1 protein-coding gene is annotated in these 1,648 nt (G+C 59.3%); it reads right to left on the bottom strand.

Features of this window, described 5'->3' with window-relative positions; translation table 11 throughout:
* Positions 1 to 18: 18 nt before the first annotated feature.
* Positions 19 to 1,392: an S-layer homology domain-containing protein gene (locus PA598K_RS13180; protein ID WP_128657405.1), complete on the bottom strand. Its 1,374-nt coding sequence runs from the start codon at positions 1,390 to 1,392 to the stop codon at positions 19 to 21.
* Between the last annotated feature and the right edge of the window lie 256 nt (positions 1,393 to 1,648).

The following is a 1,648-nucleotide window of genomic DNA, read 5'->3' as shown; positions in this document are numbered from 1 at the left end:
CTCAGGCTAGCCTGAGGCTTACAGCGCCTCGCCGTGCAGATAGTTGAAGAAGGGCTTGTCGACCCAGAATTGGTATGGGGTAATGATCGCGTCCGGATCGATCGCCTTCAAGCCTTCGACTACCTTCTCGGAGTTCTCGTTCAGCGAGAACGGGTGCACGCTGTAGGTGCTGTCCGGGTCGGTAACCAGGTTGTTAGTGATGATCTCATAGTCGGCCAGCTCCGTCTCCGAGAAGTACAGCGGCTGCCACCACGAGCCGTGGATCAAGCCTTGCTGGTCCGCTTCGTTTTTCTTGGCATAGGTCAGGATAACATCCTGGAACTTCGCTTTGTCCGCTGCGCTGCCAAACTCCAATACCAGATCATACTCGAGGGAGAAGGCAATATAGTTGCCATTCTCGATCTGCACGACATTCGGACCTGGATCGCCCCACTCCGCCAGATGCAGGAATGCGGATGTCTTCGGCTCGTACTGCACCTTGGCATTGAGATGCTCGCTCTTCAGCAGGCCGATCAGTTGGACCGCATGCTTCAGGTTCGAATGTCCGTACGTCAGCGTCAACTCAGGGATGAAGTTCGCGTCGTAGCGCGAATCCTTGATGTTGTAGCCAGTGATCAGCTCTTGCTCGAGCGCTTCGTTGACGAGCTCCTGCAGCTTCGGCGCCTCGAACAGATCGGCCGTCTGGCTCGCCGTGCGGAGCTTGGAGGCGATGTCCTGATCGTACACATAACCGATGTACTGCTTGTACAGCCCTTGGTTGACCAGCACTTGACCGAGCAGGCTGTTGTAGAGCGCCTCGCTGGCGGTGTGATGCGGCTGATAGCTCGCATGCCACGCCGCAGGCAGGAGGCCGGTATCGACTGCCGCGGCCAGCTCCTGCGCCATGCCTTTGCTCAGATCGCCGCTGCGGACGCCGAGCTTGGCCAGCGCCGCATTGACCTTGGCCTCCGGATACGTCGCGGCCAGCTCCTTGAGCCCGGCGGCGCGCACTGCGATCGATACGGCGACGCTGTTGGTCAGCGTCTGCGTCGGCTGGATCGCCGGTCCCGAGAGGATGCCCGCCTCGTACAGCGCAGCAGCGTCGGCATACAGCGGATGCGTCGCAGCAACGTCCGTGAAGACGGCGTCGGCGTCCGATGCCTTCAGCCCGAGCACATCCGCTACCGCAGCGATAAACTCGCCCTTCGTAATCGTCCCTTGCAGGTGAAGATCGTACTTGCTCGCCAGGAACTGGCTGAATTGCTCCGGTCCGTCCGCATAGGACGCCTGCGACGCTGTCGCATGGATCGCTACAGGCTCGGCAGCGTAGGCAGCGGCAGAGGAGAATAACAGTGTGGCGGACAAGGCAGCGGCGGTCAGCCACTTGGGTGTGAAGCGCGGTGAATAAGTCAATTCGGATACCCCCATCACAAATTATAATTCCGACGACTTCCGTCGGATAAATGAATAATTTGAAGTATAGAGCGGATATCCCAATGTGTCAATGGCAATAATCTGGATCATGACATGGGTGGACAGCTCTGCTGGGGACCACGCACGCTACTTGTCGTCCTCCATGCCAGGGAACCGTCGCCGTTCCTTGCCGCCAGCCGCCTCAGCCAGCAGCTCGGTGAGCGTACGGCCTTGCTCGCGCAGCTCGTCGATCTGC

Source organism: Paenibacillus sp. 598K (assembly GCF_003851045.1).
Lineage (GTDB): Bacteria > Bacillota > Bacilli > Paenibacillales > Paenibacillaceae > Paenibacillus_D.
Note: the sequence above shows the minus strand (reverse complement) of the source record. Positions and strands in the feature narration are given on the sequence as shown.